17 protein-coding genes are annotated in these 14,666 nt (G+C 64.5%); 9 read left to right on the top strand and 8 right to left on the bottom strand.

Annotated features, from left to right (window positions below):
- Positions 1–42 precede the first annotated feature (42 nt).
- The 3 genes from P7A97_RS01195 to P7A97_RS01185 are packed head-to-tail and all read right to left on the bottom strand — an operon-like array spanning position 43 to position 1,610.
- Complete coding sequence (locus P7A97_RS01195) at positions 43–243, bottom strand: DUF1289 domain-containing protein (RefSeq protein WP_277688095.1); 201 nt, start codon at positions 241–243, stop codon at positions 43–45.
- Positions 215–547 carry an iron donor protein CyaY gene (gene cyaY / locus P7A97_RS01190; protein WP_277688094.1) on the bottom strand — a complete coding sequence of 111 codons (333 nt, stop codon included), beginning with the start codon at positions 545–547 and terminating at the stop codon, positions 215–217. The genes P7A97_RS01195 and cyaY overlap by 29 nt, the downstream gene beginning before the upstream one ends.
- A 10-nt stretch (positions 548–557) precedes the next feature.
- Entirely contained in the window at positions 558–1,610 is a 1,053-nt protein-coding gene (locus P7A97_RS01185; protein WP_277688093.1) for an AraC family transcriptional regulator, read from the bottom strand.
- 164 nt (positions 1,611–1,774) lie between these two features.
- Between P7A97_RS01185 and P7A97_RS01180 the strand changes: the two genes are divergently transcribed.
- Genes P7A97_RS01180 through P7A97_RS01155 form a run of 6 tightly spaced genes read left to right on the top strand, consistent with a single transcriptional unit; the run spans position 1,775 to position 6,317 of the window.
- Positions 1,775–1,912 carry a lipoprotein gene (locus P7A97_RS01180; RefSeq protein WP_277688092.1) on the top strand — a complete coding sequence of 46 codons (138 nt, stop codon included), beginning with the start codon at positions 1,775–1,777 and terminating at the stop codon, positions 1,910–1,912.
- A gap of 9 nt (positions 1,913–1,921) precedes the next feature.
- On the top strand, positions 1,922–3,169 hold the full coding sequence (gene lysA, locus P7A97_RS01175; protein WP_277688091.1) for a diaminopimelate decarboxylase: 1,248 nt from the start codon (positions 1,922–1,924) through the stop codon (positions 3,167–3,169).
- A gap of 10 nt (positions 3,170–3,179) precedes the next feature.
- Entirely contained in the window at positions 3,180–4,010 is an 831-nt protein-coding gene (gene dapF / locus P7A97_RS01170) for a diaminopimelate epimerase (protein WP_277688090.1), read from the top strand.
- A complete protein-coding gene (locus tag P7A97_RS01165; RefSeq protein ID WP_277688089.1) occupies positions 4,007–4,699 on the top strand; it encodes a DUF484 family protein in 693 nt (230 codons plus the stop codon). Before dapF ends, P7A97_RS01165 begins: the two co-directional genes overlap by 4 nt.
- A gap of 32 nt (positions 4,700–4,731) precedes the next feature.
- Entirely contained in the window at positions 4,732–5,625 is an 894-nt protein-coding gene (xerC, locus tag P7A97_RS01160; RefSeq protein ID WP_277688088.1) for a tyrosine recombinase XerC, read from the top strand.
- Positions 5,622–6,317, top strand: a complete 696-nt coding sequence (locus P7A97_RS01155) for an HAD family hydrolase (RefSeq protein WP_277688367.1) — start codon at positions 5,622–5,624, stop codon at positions 6,315–6,317. Before xerC ends, P7A97_RS01155 begins: the two co-directional genes overlap by 4 nt.
- A 105-nt stretch (positions 6,318–6,422) precedes the next feature.
- Here the strand turns inward: P7A97_RS01155 and sutA are convergent, their stop codons facing one another.
- The 5 genes from sutA to glnK all read right to left on the bottom strand — a co-directional run bounded on the left by sutA (position 6,423) and on the right by glnK (position 10,368).
- A complete protein-coding gene (sutA, locus tag P7A97_RS01150; RefSeq protein ID WP_277688087.1) occupies positions 6,423–6,752 on the bottom strand; it encodes a transcriptional regulator SutA in 330 nt (109 codons plus the stop codon).
- Between the two features lie 77 nt (positions 6,753–6,829).
- Positions 6,830–7,264, bottom strand: coding sequence for a secondary thiamine-phosphate synthase enzyme YjbQ (locus tag P7A97_RS01145; RefSeq protein ID WP_277688086.1), 435 nt, complete (start codon positions 7,262–7,264; stop codon positions 6,830–6,832).
- A gap of 94 nt (positions 7,265–7,358) precedes the next feature.
- Entirely contained in the window at positions 7,359–8,612 is a 1,254-nt protein-coding gene (locus tag P7A97_RS01140) for an ammonium transporter (RefSeq protein WP_277688085.1), read from the bottom strand.
- Between the two features lie 66 nt (positions 8,613–8,678).
- Positions 8,679–9,995 (bottom strand): ammonium transporter, encoded by a 1,317-nt coding sequence (locus tag P7A97_RS01135; protein WP_277688084.1) that lies wholly within the window; start codon positions 9,993–9,995, stop codon positions 8,679–8,681.
- Between the two features lie 34 nt (positions 9,996–10,029).
- Positions 10,030–10,368 carry a P-II family nitrogen regulator gene (glnK, locus tag P7A97_RS01130; RefSeq protein WP_068825159.1) on the bottom strand — a complete coding sequence of 113 codons (339 nt, stop codon included), beginning with the start codon at positions 10,366–10,368 and terminating at the stop codon, positions 10,030–10,032.
- A gap of 403 nt (positions 10,369–10,771) precedes the next feature.
- On the opposite strand from glnK, the gene P7A97_RS01125 reads away from it, so the two are divergent.
- The 3 genes from P7A97_RS01125 (at position 10,772) to betT (ending at position 14,648) form a co-directional block, all read left to right on the top strand.
- The gene (locus P7A97_RS01125; protein WP_277688083.1) at positions 10,772–11,032 is read left to right on the top strand and encodes an accessory factor UbiK family protein; all 261 of its coding nucleotides are present in this window, start codon (positions 10,772–10,774) and stop codon (positions 11,030–11,032) included.
- 34 nt (positions 11,033–11,066) lie between these two features.
- On the top strand, positions 11,067–12,563 hold the full coding sequence (locus P7A97_RS01120) for a YifB family Mg chelatase-like AAA ATPase (protein ID WP_277688082.1): 1,497 nt from the start codon (positions 11,067–11,069) through the stop codon (positions 12,561–12,563).
- Positions 12,564–12,683: 120 nt separating this feature from the next.
- Positions 12,684–14,648 carry a choline BCCT transporter BetT gene (gene betT / locus P7A97_RS01115; protein WP_277688081.1) on the top strand — a complete coding sequence of 655 codons (1,965 nt, stop codon included), beginning with the start codon at positions 12,684–12,686 and terminating at the stop codon, positions 14,646–14,648.
- The last annotated feature ends 18 nt before the right edge of the window (positions 14,649–14,666 follow it).

The raw sequence follows: 14,666 nt of genomic DNA, 5'->3' as shown, positions 1-14,666 counted from the left end.
ACTGACCCTACCACAAGCCCATCAATAAGCAAGACCGCCGGGTCAGCCGCTCAAGGGCGGCCGCAAACGTTGCTGGGCAGATTGGCAGATCGCCCGTCGACGCGTGTCATCGGCCTTGCCCCACTCCAGGATCTCGCTCAACGTGCGCCCGCAACCCAGGCAGATGTCCTGCGCGTCCAGACAACACTGGCGGCGACAGGGTGAGCCGACGACCTCAGAGTTCGTCGAATTCGAGCTCTTCACCGGCCTGCTCACGGGTCACACGGGCCAGCAACTCGCCCAACGGCTCGTCGCTGGTGTCGCAGATCCACAGTTCCTGCTCCTGGTCATAGTCGAAGTGGAAACCGCCGGAACGCGCTGCCACCCACAGCTGACGCAGCGGTTCCTGGCGACTGAGGATCAGCTGAGTGCCGTTCTCGAAACGCACGGTGAGCACGCCAGCGCTGTTCTCCAGATCGAGGTCCAGGTCGCTGTCATCGAAAATGTCTTCCACGGCCTGCTGCACGGCATCAACCAGATCGTGAAAACGGGCTTCGCTCAAACTCATTGCGCAATCCTCATGAATGGGCGGCGGAATCTAGCAGACTTTGCCGGTACGCGCCCGGGCTCTGCCCGGTCCAGCGGCGAAAGGCGCGGGCCAGCGAACCGGCCTCGCTGAAACCGACCAGAAAGGCGATTTCTGCCAGTTCCAGATCCGGGTCGCGCAGATAATGCAGTACCAGTTGCTCGCGGGTCTCATCGAGCAGCTGACTGAATGACAGACCGCCCTCGCGCAGACGCCGCTGCAGGGTACGCGCACTGAGCTGCAGGCTCTGCGCCAAAAGCTCCAGATCGGCCCCCTGTTCCGGCAACTGGCGCCCCAGCTCGCGACGAGCACGATCGAGTACGCTGTGGCCTTGGTTGAGCTGACCAAGCAGCCGGTCGGCATGCGCATCAAGCAGCTGGCGCAGCTGGGCATCGGCCTGCCCCAGCGGCGCATTCAACAGACGCTTGGGGAACACCAGGGCGTTGTCGGCCTGACCGAACAGCACCAGGCAGCCAAAGATGCGCTGATGTTCGGATGTGTCCGCTGGCGCCTGATGCTGAAACCGCACCTCGGTGGGCGGAATCTGCAGCCCGGTGATCCAGCGACCGAAGGTCAGCCAGCCGGCCAGGGTTTCCTCGGCATGCTGGCGCTGCTGCTCACGCACCAGCGGCTCCCAGCTGTGCGCCACCAAGGGCTCCAGCCCGACACGGGGCGGCTCCTCGTCGAGGTCGACGCGCCCCAGGTTGCCCACCAGGGCGGCATAGCGCGCCTGGCGGTGCAGGGCATCGGCGAGCGTCGCGCAACTCATGATCAGGTAGCCGAGCACCCCGTAATAGCCCGGCCGCATGGCCTCCCCCAGGTGCAGGCCGAGGTTGTCGTCGCCGGTCAGGCGCACGCCTTCCCCCAGCAATTGCAGGTAGGTACTGACGGCGATGCGCTGGTCGCGCTGGGCCAGAATGCCAGGCTGCAGCTGCACCTGGGCCAGCAACTCGGCACTGGCGAAACCCTGGCGCTCCAGGTAATCCAGCAGCCCCTGCAGATAGGCGACCGAGACGGAGCTGGAAAGTGTGGCGTGGGATTGCATCGGTGCTCCGGATAATTTTCTGCCCATGCTAGCGGCAAACCAGGCATCTCGGGCAGGCCCAGCGCATCATCTCAAGGGGCGCAGGCCCCGCCGGACGTGCATAGGCAAGCCACCGGGGGCTGGGTATACTCCGGCCCATTCACGATTTTGCAAAGGACCCCACCATGAAGCGCCTGTTGCTGCCCTTCATTGCGCTTGTCGTAGTGACTGCCTCCCTCGCCGGTTGCGGCCAGAAAGGCCCGCTATACCACCCGGATGACGAGAAAACCACGCAAGATCGCGACAAAGACGTTTTCCTCTAAGGGGGTTCCATGCAAGCCTTTACCAACCGCGACGGGCAACTGTTCGCGGAGGGCGTCGCCCTGTCCGCGATCGCCGAACGCTTCGGCACGCCCACCTATGTCTATTCCCGCGCTCACATCGAAGCGCAGTACCGCGCCTATGCCGACGCCCTCGCCGGCATGCCGCACCTGGTCTGCTTCGCGGTCAAGGCCAACTCCAACCTCGGCGTGCTGAACGTGCTGGCGCGTCTCGGCGCCGGCTTCGACATCGTTTCCCGTGGTGAGCTGGAACGCGTCCTGGCCGCCGGCGGCACGCCTGCCAAGATCGTCTTCTCCGGCGTCGGCAAGACCCGCGACGACATGCGCCGCGCCCTGGAAGTGGGCGTGCACTGCTTTAACGTCGAATCCGTCGATGAGCTGGAGCGCCTGCAGCTGGTCGCCGCCGAAGCCGGCAAGACCGCCAGCATCTCGCTGCGGGTCAACCCGGACGTGGACGCCGGCACCCACCCGTACATTTCCACCGGCCTGAAAGAAAACAAGTTCGGCATCGACATCGAGCAGGCCCCGGCCGTGTACGCCCGCGCCGCCGCGCTGCCGAACCTGAAGATCGTTGGCGTCGATTGCCATATCGGCTCGCAGCTGACCAGCCTGCCCCCCTTCCTCGACGCCCTCGAGCGCCTGCTGGCGCTGGTCGACCAACTGGCCGCGCAAGGCATCCAGATCCAGCACCTGGACCTTGGCGGCGGTCTCGGCGTGCAGTACCGCGACGAGCAACCGCCGCTGGCCGGCGACTATATCGCCGCCGTGCGCGAGCGCCTCAAGGGCCGCGAGCTGGCCCTGGTGTTCGAGCCGGGCCGCTCCATCGTGGCCAATGCCGGCGTGCTGCTGACCCGCGTGGAATACCTCAAGCACACCGCGCACAAGGACTTCGCCATCGTCGACGCAGCGATGAACGACCTGATCCGCCCGGCGCTGTATCAAGCCTGGATGGACGTCACCCCGGTGCAGCCGCGCCAGGGCGAGGCGCGCAGCTACGACCTGGTCGGGCCGATCTGCGAAACCGGTGACTTCCTGGCCAAGGGCCGCGAATTGGTGCTGGCCGAAGGTGATCTGCTGGCCGTGCGCTCGGCCGGCGCCTATGGCTTCGTCATGAGCTCCAACTACAACACCCGCGGCCGCGCCGCCGAGGTGCTGGTGGATGGCGAAAACACGTTCGAAGTCCGTCGTCGCGAGACCATCGAGGAACTCTACGCCGGCGAAAGCCTGCTGCCGCAGTGAGGGCGCGATCATGCTATTGCGCTTCACCAAGATGCACGGCCTCGGCAACGACTTCATGGTCCTCGACCTGATCAGCCAGCACGCACACATCCAGCCCAAACACGCCAAGGCCTGGGGCGACCGGCACACTGGCGTCGGCTTTGACCAGCTGCTGCTGGTGGAGGCGCCGACCAGCCCGGACGTGGACTTCCGCTACCGCATCTTCAACTCCGATGGTTCGGAAGTGGAGCAGTGCGGCAACGGCGCGCGCTGCTTCGCCCGGTTCGTGGTGGACAAGCGCCTGACCGTGAAGAAGCAGATCCGCGTCGAGACCAAGGGCGGCATCATCGAGCTCAACCTGCGCCCGGACGGCCAGGTCACCGTGGACATGGGCGCGCCGCGCCTGGTCCCGGAGCAGATCCCCTTCCAGGCCGAGGCCGAGGCGCTGAGCTACGCGGTCGAGGTGGAAGGCCAAAGCCATCAGCTGGCCGCCGTGTCCATGGGCAATCCGCACGCCGTGCTGCGCGTCGATAACGTCGACACAGCCCCTGTGCACAGTCTCGGCCCCAAGCTGGAACACCATCCGCGCTTCCCCAAGCGGGTCAACGTCGGCTTCCTGCAGATCCTCGACCGCAAGCAGGCCCGCCTGCGCGTGTGGGAGCGCGGCGCCGGTGAAACCCAGGCCTGTGGCACCGGCGCCTGCGCCGCGGCTGTCGCCGCGATTCGCCAGGGCTGGATGGACTCCCCCGTGCAGCTGGAGCTACCAGGCGGCAAACTCTCCATCGAGTGGGCAGGGCCGGGGCAGCCGGTTATGATGACCGGACCCGCCGTTCGCGTGTACGAAGGACAAGTCCGCTTATGAGTGATCAGGATCAGACCCCGCTCGACGCCGAGGCCGTTGCCGCCTACCTGCGCCAGCATCCGGAATTCTTCGTCGACCACGAGGAGCTGATCCCCGAGCTGCGCATCCCGCACCAGCCCGGCACCACGGTGTCGCTGGTGGAGCGCCAGGTCAAACTACTGCGCGAACGCAACATCGAGATGCGTCACCGCCTGTCGCAGCTGATGGACGTGGCCCGCGACAACGACCGCCTGTTCGACAAGACCCGCCGCCTGGTACTCGACCTGCTCGATGCCGACAGCCTGGAAGCCGTTATTGGCGCCGTCGAAGACAGTCTGCGCCACGAGTTCCAGGTGCCCTTCGTCGGCCTGATCCTGTTCAGCGAAACGCCGCTGGGCGTCGGCCGCACCGTCAGCTCGGCCGAGGCGCACCAGGCCATCGGCGGCCTGCTCAGCGGCGGCAAGACTACCTGCGGCGTGCTGCGCCCGAACGAGCTGGAATTTCTCTTCGGTGAGGCCGAACACAGCCAGGTCGGCTCCGCCGCCGTGGTCGGCCTCAGCCACCAGGGCCTGCACGGTGTGCTGGCCATCGGCAGCCCCGACCCGCAGCACTACAAGAGCAGCCTCGGCACCCTGTTTCTCGGCTACGTCGCCGAAGTACTGGCCCGTGTCCTGCCCAACTTTGCCGAGCCCCTGCGCTCGGTACGTTGACCACCGAGACGAGCAGGCGCCCGGAGCCCGCCATGCAGGACCACCTGGACGCCTACCTCGAACACCTGCGCAGCGAGCGCCAGGTGTCGGCCCACACCCTCGACGGCTATCGCCGCGACCTGCTCAAGGTGCTCGCCCTGTGCGAGAAGAACGCCGTCGCCACCTGGCCCGCACTGGACACCCGCACCCTGCGCGCCTTCATCGCCCGCCTGCATGCCCTGGGTCAGTCCAGCCGTTCGCTGGCGCGCCTGCTCTCGGCAGTCCGTGGTTTCTACCAGTATCTGGGCCGTGAAGGTCTGTGCCGGCATGATCCGGCCGCCGGTCTTGCCGCGCCCAAGGGAGAACGCCGCCTGCCCCGCGCGTTGGATGCGGATCGCACTGCACAACTGCTGGACGGCGCTGTAGAGGACGACTTTCTCGCCCTGCGCGACCAGGCCATGCTCGAGCTGTTCTATTCCTCAGGCCTACGCCTGTCCGAGCTGGTTGGCCTGAACCTCACCGACCTGGACCTGCCCGCCGGCCTGGTGCGGGTGCTGGGCAAGGGCAACAAAACCCGCGATCTGCCGGTCGGGCGCAAAGCGCGCGAAGCCATCGAAACCTGGCTGCCGCTGCGCCGGCTGGTCAGTCCGGCGGACGATGCCCTGTTTGTCGGCCGCCAGGGCAAGCGCCTGACGTCACGCGCCATCCAGCTGCGGGTGCGCCAGGCCGGCGTACGCGAACTCGGCCAGCACCTGCATCCGCACATGCTCAGGCACTCCTTCGCCAGCCATATGCTGGAGTCTTCGCAGGACCTACGCGCCGTGCAGGAGCTGCTCGGTCACGCCGATATCGCCACCACCCAGGTCTATACCCACCTGGATTTCCAGCACCTGGCCAAGGTTTATGACGGCGCCCACCCGCGCGCCAAGCGCAAGAGCGAGTCCTGATGAGCATTCAACTGGTCACCTTCGACCTCGACGACACCCTGTGGGACGTCGCGTCGGTCATGCACGGCGCCGAAGCAGCCCTCCGCGACTGGCTGGCCGAGCAAGCCCCGCGCCTGGGCCCGGTGCCGATTGAGCATCTGTGGGCCATTCGCGCCCGACTGCTGGGCGCGGAGCCCATGCTCAAGCACCGCCTCAGCGAGCTGCGCCGGCGCATCCTGTTCCATGCCCTGAACGATGCCGGCTACGCCGAAGATGAATCCCTCGCTCTGGCCGAACGCGGCTTTCAAGTCTTTCTTGAAGCCCGGCACCAGGTCGAGCTCTTTCCTGATGTGCACCGCACCCTGGAACAACTGGCCGACCGTTTCATCCTTGGTGTGATCACCAATGGCAACGCCGACGTACGCCGCCTGGGGCTGGCCGACTACTTCCGCTTCGCCCTCAGCGCCGAGGAGCTGGGCGTCGGCAAACCTGATCCGCATCCCTTCCAGACCGCCCTGCGCCAGGCGGGCGTGCCTGCCAGCGCCGCCGTGCATATCGGCGACCACCCCGGCGACGATATCGCCGGAGCGCAGGCCAGTGGTCTGCGTGCCATCTGGTACAACCCGCAGGGCAAGGACTGGGGCGACGCGCCGCCGCCGGACGCCCAGGTGCGCAGTCTGGCCGAGCTGCCCGCCCTGCTGGCGCACTGGTAGGCCTTCTCGGGAGCACAACCACGGTTTGCGTGCCACGCTGCAGCCCTGACACACACCCATGAAAAAACCCGCCGTAATGGCGGGTTTTCTGCTCAGACAGTCGCCTCAGATGGGACGGCTGCCGTATTTGCTGTCTGGTTTCTTGGGCGGGTCTGCCACCACATTGGGCTCGATCTCCTGGACCTTGCCGCCACGGTTGAGGAACTCCTCCATGGCACGGGCCAGGGCATCGCGGTCCTTCTGCTTGGCCTCGATGCTGGGCAACTCTTCCGGCTCTACCGCCGCCTTGGCCTTTTTGCTCGACTTGGCACCGGATTCCACGGCATCGCTGCCGTCATCCTCGCTATCGTCGCCGCTGTCGGCCGCTTCCAGCTCCTCGCCGTCATCCTCGTCGGCGCCTTCGAGATCATCCTGTTCCAGTTCTTCGTCGCTCATGTTCTACCTCATGACGTGCGCAAAGCAGGTTACTTATAGACCAGTGACACGCAATGCAAAATGTCACCAGAAAAAATTCATACGCCGCGACGGCGCTCGCCGTGCAGTGTCGCCAACACCCGACGGGCCCCACCTTTATCACGGTGCTCGCCCAGGTAGACGCCCTGCCACGTGCCAAGACACAAACGTCCAGCATTTATCGGCAGGCTCAGCTGACAACCCAGCAGGCTGGACTTGAAGTGCGCAGGCAAGTCGTCCGGGCCTTCGTAGTCGTGCTCGTAGCCGCTTTCACCCTGGGGCACCAGGCGGTTGAAGAAGCGCTCGAAATCACGCCTCACCGCGCCATCGGCATTCTCGTTGATGGTCAGCGAGGCCGAGGTGTGCTGCAGCCAGAGGTGCAGCACACCGACCTCATAGCCGGCAAGCTCGGGTAGCGCCGCGACGACTTCGTCGCTGATCAGGTGGAAACCGCGAGGCCGCGGGCGCAGCTCGATCAGCCGTTGTAGCCACATGGCGAGCACCTCAACATGCGTTGGGGGCGCATTCTAGCGTGGCCGCAGAAAAAACAAAGGGCGCCCGAAGGCGCCCTTGTGAAAAACCCTTGGATCACTTCTTGTTGGTGAATTCCGGGTAGGCTTCCATACCGCATTCGGCGATATCCACGCCTTCGTATTCTTCTTCCTCACTCACACGCAGGCCGATCACCAGCTTGATCACGAACCAGACGATCAGGCTGGAGACGAAGACGAACGCGAAGATCGAACCGATGCCCAGCAGCTGCGCACCGAGCGACGAGTCTCCGTTGGTCAGGCACACCGCCAGCAGACCCCAGATACCGACCACACCGTGAACGGAGATGGCACCGACCGGGTCGTCAAGCTTCAGCTTGTCCAGAGCCAGGATGGAGAACACCACCAGTACGCCGCCCACACCACCGATCAGGGTGGCCTGCAGGGCAGTCGGGGTCAGCGGCTCGGCGGTGATGGCCACCAGGCCGGCCAGGGCACCGTTGAGCGCCATGGTCAGGTCAGCCTTACCGAACAGGATGCGCGCCACGATCAGCGCGGCGATCAGGCCGCCGGCAGCCGACATGTTGGTGTTGACGAACACGTTGGCCACGGCATTGGCGTCGTCGATGGTGCTCATCTTCAGCTGCGAGCCACCGTTGAAGCCGAACCAGCCCATCCACAGGATGAAGGTACCCAGCGTGGCCATCGGCAGGTTGGCGCCAGGAATGGCGTTGATCTGGCCGTTGGAACCGTACTTGCCCTTGCGCGCACCGAGCAGCAGCACACCCGCCAGAGCGGCAGCAGCACCGGCCATGTGCACAACACCGGAGCCGGCGAAGTCGAGGAAGCCCGCTTCATTGAGGAAGCCCGAGCCCCACTTCCAGAAGCCCTGGATCGGGTAGATGAAGCCGGTCATCACCACCGCGAAGGTGAGGAAGGCCCACAGCTTCATGCGCTCGGCCACGGCACCGGAGACGATCGACATGCAGGTCGCGGCGAACACCACCTGGAAGAAGAAGTCGGAGCGGCTCGAGTAGTAGGGGGCATCGTCACCGCCACCGAGAATGGCATCAGCCGTATTCTCGTCACCCAGCAGGAAGCCTAGGCTCGGCAGGATGCCGCCCTCGGGGCTGGAATACATGATGTGATAGCCAATCAGCATGTACATGATGCTGGCGATCGCATACAGGGCGATGTTCTTGGTGAGGATTTCAGTGGTGTTCTTCGCGCGAACCAGACCGGATTCGAGCATGGCGAAACCTGCCGCCATCCACATCACCAGTGCGCCGCACATCAGGAAGTAGAAAGTATCGAAGCCGTACTGCAAGGCAGTCAGTGCTGTGTTGTCCATGATTCACCTCTTGGCTGGGGTGCTTGAGGCAGCGTCCGGTTCCAACCGGACGCAGCCCCGGCGGCTTTACAGGTTGTAACCACGCTCGTTGTGCAGGCTCAGGTCGAGGCCGACGGTTTCTTCTTCGTCGGTCACGCGCAGGCCCATCACCAGATCGATGACCTTGAGGATCACGAAGGTGACGATGGCGGTGTAGATCACCGTGACCACCACGCCTTCGATCTGCACCAGCACCTGGGCACCGATGTCCTCGACGGTACCAAAGCCACCCAGGGCTGGTGCCGCGAACACGCCGGTCAGGATGGCGCCGACGATGCCACCGATGCCGTGCACGCCGAAGGCGTCCAGGGAGTCGTCGTAGCCCAGCTTGCGCTTGAGGCTGGTGGCGCAGAAGAAGCAGATCACACCCGCCGCGAGGCCGATGATCAGCGCGCCCATCGGGCCGGCAGTACCGGCGGCCGGAGTGATGGCAACCAGGCCCGCGACCACACCGGAAGCGATGCCCAGGGCACTCGGCTTACCGTGGGTGATCCACTCGGCGAACATCCAGCCCAGAGCGGCAGCGGCGGTAGCGATCTGAGTGACCAGCATGGCCATGCCAGCGGTGCCGTTCGCGGCGATGGCAGAGCCGGCGTTGAAGCCGAACCAGCCGATCCACAGCATGGCGGCACCGACCAGGGTGTAGCCCAGGTTGTGCGGCGCCATGGAAGCTGTCGGGTAGCCCTTGCGCTTGCCCAGCACCAGGCAGGCCACCAGGCCGGCGATACCGGCATTGATGTGCACCACGGTGCCACCGGCGAAGTCGAGTACGCCGGCATCCCACAGGAAGGCACCATCACCGGACCAGACCATGTGGCAGATCGGCGCGTAAACCAGGGTGAACCACACGCCCATGAACACCAGCATCGCGGAAAACTTCATGCGCTCAGCAAAGGCACCAACGATCAGGGCCGGGGTGATGATGGCGAAGGTCATCTGGAAGACGATGAACACGCTTTCCGGGAAGGCGCCGACCAGGCTGTCGACGGTCAGACCACTGAGGAAAGCTTTGTTCAGGCCGCCGATGAAGGAGTTGAGGTTGGTCACCCCCTGCTCCATGCCGGTGGTGTCGAAGGCCAGGCTGTAGCCGTACACCACCCAGAGGATGCTGATCAGACCGGTGATGGCGAAGCACTGCATCATCACCGACAGTACGTTCTTCGAACGCACCATGCCGGCATAGAACAGCGCCAGACCGGGTATGGTCATGAACAGTACCAACGCGGTTGCCGTGAGCATCCACGCGGTGTCGCCGCTGTTGAGCACCGCCTCGTCGGCCATGGCCAGACTGGGGGTCAACAGAGACAAAAGGGCTCCTAGCCCTGCGAATTTTCGCAGAGTCATTGTTCTTCTCCTGGGGCTTTAGGGGGTTCGGGGCTTAGATCGCGTCGGTGCCGGTTTCGCCGGTACGGATACGGATCGCCTGCTCCAGGGGAACCACGAAGATCTTGCCGTCACCGATCTTGCCGGTGTTGGCAGCCTTGGTAATGGCCTCGATCACGCGATCCAGTTGATCGTCGGCGATGGCCACGTCGATCTTCACTTTCGGCAGGAAGTCGACCACGTACTCGGCGCCGCGATACAGCTCGGTGTGACCCTTCTGACGACCGAAGCCTTTGACCTCGGTGACGGTGATGCCCTGCACGCCGATCTCGGACAGCGACTCGCGCACGTCATCGAGTTTGAACGGCTTGATGATGGCAGTGACTAGTTTCATGAAACTCTCTCCCGTTTAAGTGGACTTGCCCCAGGAAAAACGAACCCGGGCCAAGTCTAAGCGCAGTGTCTGGCTTTGTAACGCGCCGACCGCCAGGGGCCGGAACCAACCTACCGCAACCGGTGAGGCATTCCCCCGCCTCATCCTGCGCACCGGAACTGCATCGGTGCACGCGTCACAAGGTCATAAGCAGAAAGCTTGCCAGCTATGCCAAAAGGCCACTTTTTCATGTAGTTAGCCGCACTTCGCCACTACGCAAGCAGGTGACCCAAGACAAGCCGCACCAGATTGGCGCACCAGGCCCTGCGCATGTGTTCAAAAACTGTGCGCCGACCGCCGCCGTATGGCCTGGCAAGGCCCGTGCTACACTGCCGGCCGTTCGATATCGGAAGAAAACACCGCCATGTTGCCGCCCAAAGCCCTGCTCGACACCCTCGCCGGCCACGCCTCACGCTTGTTCAGCGGCGATAGCCCGCTACCCCGTAGCGAGCTGGAAGCCCAGTTCAAAGCCCTGCTGCAGAGCGCCTTCGGCAAGCTGGATCTGGTCAGCCGCGACGAGTTCGACAGCCAGATGGCCGTACTGGCCCGCACCCGCACCCGTCTGGAGGCGCTGGAGGCCAAACTGGCAGCACTGGAAGCCCAACAAAACCCACCCGCCGAGTAATGCCATCGGCGGGCATGTGATCAAGGAGTGATCCATGTCCCTGGCCATCGTCCACAGCCGCGCGCAAGTGGGTGTCGAAGCCCCTGCCGTGACCGTTGAAGCCCACCTGGCCAACGGCCTGCCGAGCCTGGCTCTGGTCGGGCTGCCTGAGACAGCAGTCAAGGAAAGCAAGGATCGCGTGCGCAGCGCCATTCAGAACTCAGGCTTCGACTTCCCCGCCCGCAAGATCACCCTCAACCTGGCTCCCGCCGATCTGCCCAAGGATGGCGGACGCTTCGACCTGGCCATTGCCCTCGGCGTACTGGCCGCCAGCGGCCAGATCCCCACCGAGGAACTGGTCCGACTGGAGTGCCTGGGCGAACTCGCCCTGTCTGGTGAAATACGCCCGGTGCAGGGCGTTCTACCCGCAGCACTGGCCGCCCGCGCCGCGGGGCGCACCCTGGTGGTACCCAAGGCCAATGCCGAGGAAGCCTGCCTGGCCTCCGGCCTGGAAGTACTCGCCATCGGCCATCTGCTGGAGCTGGCCGCCCACCTCAATGGCCACACGCCGATGGCGCCACACCAGTCCGGCGGCCTGCAGCAGCAAATCGCCCGCTACCCGGATCTGTCAGAAGTACAGGGGCAGCTGGCGGCCAAGCGTGCCCTGCTGATTGCCGCGAGCGGCGCTCACAATCTGCTGCTCAGCGGCCCACCTGGCACCGGCAAGACCCTACTCGCCAGTCGACTGCCCGGGCTGCTGCCGCCACTCAGTGAGGAAGAAGCCCTGGAAGTCGCCGCCATCCACTCGGTCGCCAGCCAGGCACCACTGGATTGCTGGCCGCAGCGGCCATTTCGCCAACCTCACCACTCAGCGTCCGGCCCGGCCCTGGTCGGTGGTGGCAGCCGTCCGGCTCCCGGAGAAATTACCCTGGCCCATCAGGGCGTGCTGTTTCTGGATGAGCTCCCCGAATTTGACCGTAAAGTGCTGGAGGTACTGCGCGAGCCGCTGGAAAGCGGGCAGATTATCATCGCACGCGCCCGCGACAAGGTGCGCTTCCCCGCCCGCTTCCAGCTGGTGGCGGCGATGAACCCCTGCCCCTGCGGCTATCTGGGCGACCCTGGAGGAAACTGCCGGTGCACCCCAGACCAAGTGCAACGTTACCGCGCCAAACTGTCCGGCCCGCTGCTCGACCGCATCGACCTGCACCTGACCGTGGCGCGCGAGAGCACCAACCTGCTCGGTGAACATACCGCCGCACAGAGCAGTGCCGACGCTGCCGCCAAGGTCGCCGCTGCGCGTCTGCGGCAGATGCGCCGCCAGGGCTGCGCCAACGCCTTTCTCGACCTGCCGGGGCTACAACGGCACTGTGCTCTACAGGCGGAAGATCGCCGCTGGCTCGAACAGGCCTGCGAGCGCCTACACTTGTCCCTGCGCGCGGCTCATCGCCTGCTGAAAGTGGCGCGTACCCTTGCCGACCTGGAGGAAGCGGAGCAGATCAGCCGCTCCCACTTGGCGGAGGCCCTGCAGTATCGACCCGGCACCGATCGATGAAGGATCCATCCGATAAAGTTATCGGAAAAGGCTATCTCAGAGATAAAAGCTATAAGCCGTGTTACCCTAGCTGGCCTTCCGCCCTTGGCGGCCCATCCGATAACAAGGAGAGCTAGCTCAATGGAGGCATCTTCGTCTTCGCTCAACAGGCCCGTTTTCTTCAGCTCGGCCTTTCTCATCATTGCCCTGGTGCTCTACAGCGTGCTGCTGCAGGAACAGGCGCAAAACCAGTTCGCCCTGCTGCAGGGCTGGATCATCGACAAAGCCAGTTGGTTCTACGTCCTGGCCGTGGCCCTGATCCTGATCTGTTGTGTCTTTCTCGCCGTCAGCCGCTATGGCGACATCAAACTCGGACCGGACCACAGCCAGCCCGAGTACCGCAACACCACCTGGTTCGCCATGCTGTTCTCCGCCGGCATGGGGATCGGCCTGATGTTCTTCGGCGTTGCCGAACCGCTGATGCACTTCACCGCCCCCCCCGTGGGCGAAGCCGGCACCGTGCAGGCCGCGCGTGAGGCGATGAAGCTGACCTTCTTCCACTGGGGCCTGCACGCCTGGGCGATCTACGCCATCGTCGCGCTGATCCTGGCGTTCTTCTGCTTCCGTCATAACCTGCCACTGACCCTGCGCTCGGCGCTCTACCCGCTGATTGGTGAGCGCATCTATGGGCCCATCGGTCACGCAGTGGATACCTTCGCCATCCTCGGCACGGTGTTCGGCGTCGCCACCTCGCTGGGCTACGGCGTACTGCAGATCAACAGCGGTTTCCACCATTTGTTCGGCCTGCCGGTGAGCACAACGGTGCAGATCGGCCTGATCGCCGCCATCTGCGCGCTGGCCACCCTGTCGGTGGCCAGCGGCCTGAACAAGGGCATCCGCATCCTCTCCGAGATCAATCTGGTCCTGGCCGTTCTGCTGTTGCTGTTCGTCCTCGCACTGGGCCCGACGGTATTCCTGCTCAAGACCTTCGTGCAGAACACCGGCGCCTACCTGTCGGAGATCGTCAGCAAGACCTTCAACCTCTATGCCTACGAGCCCACCGACTGGATCGGCGGCTGGACCCTGCTGTACTGGGGCTGGTGGCTGTCCTGGTCGCCCTTCGTCGGCCTGTTCATCGCGCGTATCTCGCGCGGGCGCACCATCCGTGAATTCATCAGCGGCGTGCTGTTCGTACCGGCCGGCTTCACCCTGCTGTGGATGACGGTGTTCGGCGACAGTGCAATCAACATGGTGCTCAACGATGGCCTGCACAGCCTCGCCGAGGTGACCAATACCGACAGTTCGCTAGCCCTGTTTGCGTTCCTCGAACACTTCCCGCTGAGCAGCCTGCTATCGATGATCGCCGTGGCCATGGTGGTGGTGTTCTTCGTCACCTCGGCCGACTCCGGCGCCCTGGTGGTGGATATGCTCGCCTCCGGCGGCAAGGCCAACACGCCGTTGTGGCAACGCCTGTTCTGGTCGGTACTAATCGGCGTGGTAGCCATCTCCCTGCTGCTGGCCGACGGTCTCAAGGCCTTGCAAACCGCCACCATCGCCAGCGCCCTGCCCTTCTCCATCGTCCTGCTGGCGGCGATGTGGGGGCTGTTGCGGGCGCTCAAACTGGATGCCACCAAACGCAGCATCCGCTTCCAGGCCCTGCCACAAACGCCGAACCGCATGCGCCCACAAGGTGGCTGGCAGCGACGCCTGCGTACCCTGGTGACCTTCCCCAGCCAGGCCGAGGCACAGTCCTTCCTCAACGATGTGGCGCAATACGCCATCGACGCTGTCGCCGAGGAACTGGGCAAGCGCGGCCTGGATGCCCGTCGCGAGAACGGCGAAGACGGCCGTGTGCGCCTGATCGTAGGCCATGGCGCGGAAACCGACTTCCTCTATGAAGTCCGCCCGCGCGCCTTCAACCTGCCCAGTTTCGCCCTGCTGGAGAATCAGGACACCAGCGCGGAACAGCACTATTACCGTGCCGAGGTGCATCTGCTGGAAGGCGGCCAGGATTACGACCTGCTGGGCTGGAGCAGAGACGATGTGATCGGCGACATCATTGACCAGTACGAGAAGCACCGGCATTACCTGCATCTGGTGCGCTAAAAACCAAAAAGCCCGGCT

This window comes from Pseudomonas sp. GOM6, assembly GCF_029537485.1.
GTDB lineage: Bacteria > Pseudomonadota > Gammaproteobacteria > Pseudomonadales > Pseudomonadaceae > Aquipseudomonas.
This window is presented reverse-complemented; position numbering and strand designations above follow the sequence as displayed.

What these genes read in the sequence shown, in the direction of transcription:
- cyaY (WP_277688094.1), bottom strand. Translation starts at nt 547, where the DNA reads ATGAGTTTGAGCGAAGCCCGTTTTCACGATCTGGTTGATGCCGTGCAG.
- P7A97_RS01185 (WP_277688093.1), bottom strand. Translation starts at nt 1,610, where the DNA reads ATGCAATCCCACGCCACACTTTCCAGCTCCGTCTCGGTCGCCTATCTG.
- P7A97_RS01180 (WP_277688092.1), top strand. Translation starts at nt 1,775, where the DNA reads ATGAAGCGCCTGTTGCTGCCCTTCATTGCGCTTGTCGTAGTGACTGCC.
- lysA (WP_277688091.1), top strand. Translation starts at nt 1,922, where the DNA reads ATGCAAGCCTTTACCAACCGCGACGGGCAACTGTTCGCGGAGGGCGTC.
- dapF (WP_277688090.1), top strand. Translation starts at nt 3,180, where the DNA reads ATGCTATTGCGCTTCACCAAGATGCACGGCCTCGGCAACGACTTCATG.
- P7A97_RS01165 (WP_277688089.1), top strand. Translation starts at nt 4,007, where the DNA reads ATGAGTGATCAGGATCAGACCCCGCTCGACGCCGAGGCCGTTGCCGCC.
- xerC (WP_277688088.1), top strand. Translation starts at nt 4,732, where the DNA reads ATGCAGGACCACCTGGACGCCTACCTCGAACACCTGCGCAGCGAGCGC.
- sutA (WP_277688087.1), bottom strand. Translation starts at nt 6,752, where the DNA reads ATGAGCGACGAAGAACTGGAACAGGATGATCTCGAAGGCGCCGACGAG.
- P7A97_RS01145 (WP_277688086.1), bottom strand. Translation starts at nt 7,264, where the DNA reads ATGTGGCTACAACGGCTGATCGAGCTGCGCCCGCGGCCTCGCGGTTTC.
- P7A97_RS01140 (WP_277688085.1), bottom strand. Translation starts at nt 8,612, where the DNA reads ATGGACAACACAGCACTGACTGCCTTGCAGTACGGCTTCGATACTTTC.
- P7A97_RS01135 (WP_277688084.1), bottom strand. Translation starts at nt 9,995, where the DNA reads ATGACTCTGCGAAAATTCGCAGGGCTAGGAGCCCTTTTGTCTCTGTTG.
- glnK (WP_068825159.1), bottom strand. Translation starts at nt 10,368, where the DNA reads ATGAAACTAGTCACTGCCATCATCAAGCCGTTCAAACTCGATGACGTG.
- P7A97_RS01125 (WP_277688083.1), top strand. Translation starts at nt 10,772, where the DNA reads ATGTTGCCGCCCAAAGCCCTGCTCGACACCCTCGCCGGCCACGCCTCA.
- P7A97_RS01120 (WP_277688082.1), top strand. Translation starts at nt 11,067, where the DNA reads ATGTCCCTGGCCATCGTCCACAGCCGCGCGCAAGTGGGTGTCGAAGCC.
- betT (WP_277688081.1), top strand. Translation starts at nt 12,684, where the DNA reads ATGGAGGCATCTTCGTCTTCGCTCAACAGGCCCGTTTTCTTCAGCTCG.